This is a genomic window from Alkalibaculum bacchi, from assembly GCF_937875145.1.
GTDB classification, from domain to species: Bacteria; Bacillota; Clostridia; order Eubacteriales; family Alkalibacteraceae; genus Alkalibaculum; species Alkalibaculum bacchi_A.
Genome location: NZ_CALNCS010000178.1, coordinates 1 through 4,382, shown reverse-complemented (window position 1 = coordinate 4,382; position 4,382 = coordinate 1). Strand labels below are relative to the sequence as shown.

2 protein-coding genes are annotated in these 4,382 nt (G+C 33.7%); both read right to left on the bottom strand.

Going from position 1 to position 4,382, the window contains the following annotated elements; translation table 11 throughout:
- Positions 1–298 precede the first annotated feature (298 nt).
- Complete coding sequence (locus tag Q7P22_RS10430) at positions 299–1,450, bottom strand: PLP-dependent aspartate aminotransferase family protein (protein WP_303863910.1); 1,152 nt, start codon at positions 1,448–1,450, stop codon at positions 299–301.
- 398 nt (positions 1,451–1,848) lie between these two features.
- The gene (locus tag Q7P22_RS10425; protein ID WP_303863907.1) at positions 1,849–3,645 is read right to left on the bottom strand and encodes a GGDEF domain-containing response regulator; all 1,797 of its coding nucleotides are present in this window, start codon (positions 3,643–3,645) and stop codon (positions 1,849–1,851) included.
- Positions 3,646–4,382: the final 737 nt, after the last annotated feature.

The following is a 4,382-nucleotide window of genomic DNA, read 5'->3' as shown; positions in this document are numbered from 1 at the left end:
AGGCAATACTCTACCACTGAGCCACTTTCGCATATATTTTTAATTATTTAATTTTGCATATATTATTTACTTGCTCGTCCTTTTTTCTTAGGAACGTATATTATTATAGCACATACAGAATAAAATGCAAGAGATTAACTTAACCTTTTTCAAAATTATTTTGTAAAGTTAATTGTAGAAGTAAAAAGAGCTAAAATACTAAGAGACTTTTTAATATAAAGTCACTGTAGTGAAGAACGACACGGCGTCGTTCTTCACAGGTGTGAAGTTGGAGGTTAGCGTTAAACTTTCCAACTTTCTAAACATTCAAAGCCTGCTCTAAATCCTCTATTAAATCAGACACATTTTCTATTCCTACAGACAGACGAATGAGTCTATCACTTACTCCTAGTTTGTTTCGAATCTCTTCTGGTATGGCTGCATGGGTCTGTTTTAAAGGGTAAGTGATTAGTGTTTCTACTCCACCTAGGCTCTCAGCATACATAATTAATTTAATATTGCGAAGTATCGATTCTACCATTGAAGGATCTTTTACAGTAAATGAAATCATTCCTCCAAAACCACTACTTTGCTTAGCATTTACTTTATATCCTATATGATCTTCAAGCCCGATATAATAAACTTTTTCAATATTTTTGTGTTTTTCTAGCCATTTTGCAATCTGTAAAGCGTTTTCTTGTTGCTTCTCTAAACGAACGCCTAATGTTTTAATCCCTCTAATAATTAGCCAACTATCAAAAGGAGACAGCACTGCACCTGATGTCATTTGAAGTAGTTCAATTTGAGCAGCAAGCTTTTCATCTTTTACTACTAAAAAACCAGCTAAGGTATCATTATGCCCACCTAGATACTTTGTTCCACTATGAACTACGATATCTCCGCCTAATTGTAGTGGCCTTTGATAATATGGTGTCAAGAAGGTATTATCGACGATAAGCAGCGCATTTATTTCTTGGGCAATGTTAGATATCTCTCTAATATCCGTCACTCTCATCATTGGATTAGAAGGCGTTTCAATGTAAATAGCAACTGTATTTTCTTGAATTACTTCTTTAACAGAATCAATATTACTCGTATCCACATAGGTAAACTCTAAACCGTAGCTTTTAAATACCTCTTCAAAAATACGATAAGTTCCACCATATAAGTCTTCTGAAACGATAATATGATCTTTAGGTCTAAAGAAGGTTAATACAGTTGTAATAGCTGCCATGCCACTAGAAAAACCAAATCCACGGGTTCCCTGCTCTAAGTTTGCTACAACTCGTTCTACCTCTTCTCTGGTAGGGTTTTGTTGCCTAGAATAATCATATCCTGTGGATTCGTTAAAGTTTGGATGGCGAAAAGTAGCACTTTGGTATATAGGAAAGCTAATGGCACCTGTCTTTTCCTCATAAGATTTGTTTCCATGAACAACTTTTGTATCTACATTAAACTCTTTTTTCTGCATTTTCTAATCACCTTTTTGTTCATATTTGTTTGGTGTAAAGTTATTTTATAATATACTATTAATATATGTTTTGTATGTTTTATTGATTAATAATATATTCTTTGGATTCTTTTGTCAAGAGCAAAAAAGTGATGAAAAAACCTAGTACTGCCTTCAGCGTGTTCCTTAAACGCCCACATTTTTTCAATAATCCAAACAATTATTTCAATAATTTTAGGGTCAGATTGTATTTCCCCACCTTTTCCATGACTTTAAGAGTCGCATGTATCACTTTGACTACAGACCTTTTTTTAAATATCAGATGATTTCTTAATCAGCTCATGCCTGTGACATGTCCAAATATGTCGTTAGTCCTCTTCAAACCATTAATTGCTGAAATGATCTTACCATTCTTAGCGCTAGCTGTTATGATTTGTGTGTCTATGTTCTAAAAACGCAAGGGCTGATTCTTCGTCAAGGATCTTACTGATTAAATATCCTTGAGCCTTATCGCATCCATGGATTTTTAAATATTCCATTTGCTTTTCATGCTCTACACCTTCAGCTACTACACAGTGTCCAAGCCTATGCGCCATTGAAATGATGTCACCTGTTATTGTTTCTTCAGCCTTAAGAAATAACAGCTTATCAATAAAAGACTTATCTATTTTTAAGCAATGTATATTTAATTCCTGTTCTCTCGAAAAAGAGGAATAACCTGTACCAAAGTCATCAATCCAAATTTCAATCCCATAATCGCTAAGTTGACCGAGAAGCCTATTGATTTCTTCAAAGTTTAATGAAAAAGCCGATTCAGTAAGCTCAATAATAATATATTTGGGATTTACCTTCATCTTTATCATGGTGTCTATCAGATTTTCCACAAATCCTTTACTCAATAGCTGGATAGCGGAAATATTAATAGATATTTGTAATGTATCGTATCCATTACACTTTAGTTTATTAATAAATTCGCACGCTTTTCTTATAATGATATTACCGATTGGTATAATATGCTTCGTTTTTTCAATTATTGGAATAAACTCTGACGGTAGAACCAAACCTAACTTATCACTATTATATCTTGCTAAAGCCTCAAATCCACAGATGCTATTTTTACGGAGATCTAATATCGGTTGATAATGCAAAAACAGTCGCTCTTCGTTTTCACCGACGGAAATTTGCGAAAGATCGCGTTGCAACATCTCTCTGCGAAAAATCCGCTCTTCAAGTTCCTTGTCATAGAAACATATAAGATTCTCTTCGTCGTCAATAAGAATCGCTTCTTCCGATGTACTCAGAAGATTCTTAAATAAGAGCTGAATATCATTTTTATTATCTTCGCCAATCTCAATAACCCCTATATCTATATTGATTCTATCCACAGTGAGTAATGAAGTTAGTGTGCCTAATATGCTATTACACAAATCTAACAACTCATTATTGTTCTTGTATCCTTTTTTGTAAAATACGAAACGATATTCATTAGTATTAAATAGTAAGCATTGATTGGCACAATGTTTACTCAATTCTTCGGCAATCTTTTTTATTAGATTCCGACTGTACTGGAATCCGTATGTAACGCTTAAAGAATGCATTGTACTTAAATTAACGCTTACAAGAGCTCGTTTTTCTGTAGAAAACAACTTATTATCATTTGTTAAAATCAATTCTAAATACCGACGATTGTATAGACCCGTCCATTCGTCACGTTCATCATAATATCTAAGTTTATTTTCCATTTCTTTGCTGCCAGAGATATTTGTAATATCAACCCGAATTTGGTTAAATATTGTCTCAGATGTCACGGATTGTTCTTGAAATTGTTGCCCTAGTGCATCTTGAGCGTGAATCAATTCTACATGAACATTTATCCTCGCCTTCAATGAATCCGTATGAATTGGTTTGCGTATATAATCTACTGCACCAAGCTCTAAGCCCTCTGTCTCATTATCTAATTCATCATCGTTTGTTAATATGATCGTGCGAAGTTTTTTGAATCTATCATCCTCTTTCATTGCTTTGAGAACGTGAAACCCATCCCTATTGGGCATGCTTAGATCTAGTATCATTAGATTGATCCCCTTGTGCTCTTCGAGCATGTCCATGGTCTCCGTGCCATTACAAGCAGTCAGAATATCATACTCACTCAACAAGTTTTTAATGATTAAACAATTGGTTGTTGAATCGCCAACTACCAGAATTTTAATTAACACTATTATCCTCCTTTTATTCTCACATCTCTTGTTTTGATCAATTCTGAGACTCAAAAATCTCCTCAACAATATACTTAATACACTAGCAAAATCTTTTCACAGAAACGATATTTTACAGTCTAGCTGATATTGTTGTCAGCAACATAACAGGAGAAAGTCATAGTGATTATTATAGCAGCAATATACCAGGGTTAGGGACTACTCTTTATCTTTATATACTTCTACTGACTAGAAGAAGTCTTATCAACTGCATTCGGTAGTTTACCCACATTGAATATCTGCTCACTTCGTTTTGACTTTATTATTGATAACATCGTTAATAATATTCTATTTCACTGCTTGAGCAAAATCAACGTATTTCAGCAAAGAAAACACGGTAATCGCATGAAGGATTACTCTTCTTAAACATTTTGAACTTTACTTTTTAAAAACCATTGTTTTTTCTCCTCTTTGCTCTAGATAAGCTCGTTCAAGAATGTTTTGTTTTTTCATTCTGTTTTTTGGGTACACGAAATAAACCTTATCTTAATAGCTGCCAGATTGCCCTACAAATGGTACAGCCCAGCTACCTATTATATATTTTGCACTATTAAGTCTAAGTATTTATCGTCTAGTCCCGCTTTAAATCTCTTCATGTTTTTACTGATCTTTTTTTGCTCTGGTATTTCTTTTTTTAATATATTTAACTCAAACTTCGCACATGAATAATTGTCTTAAAGTATTGGAATTCATGGGTC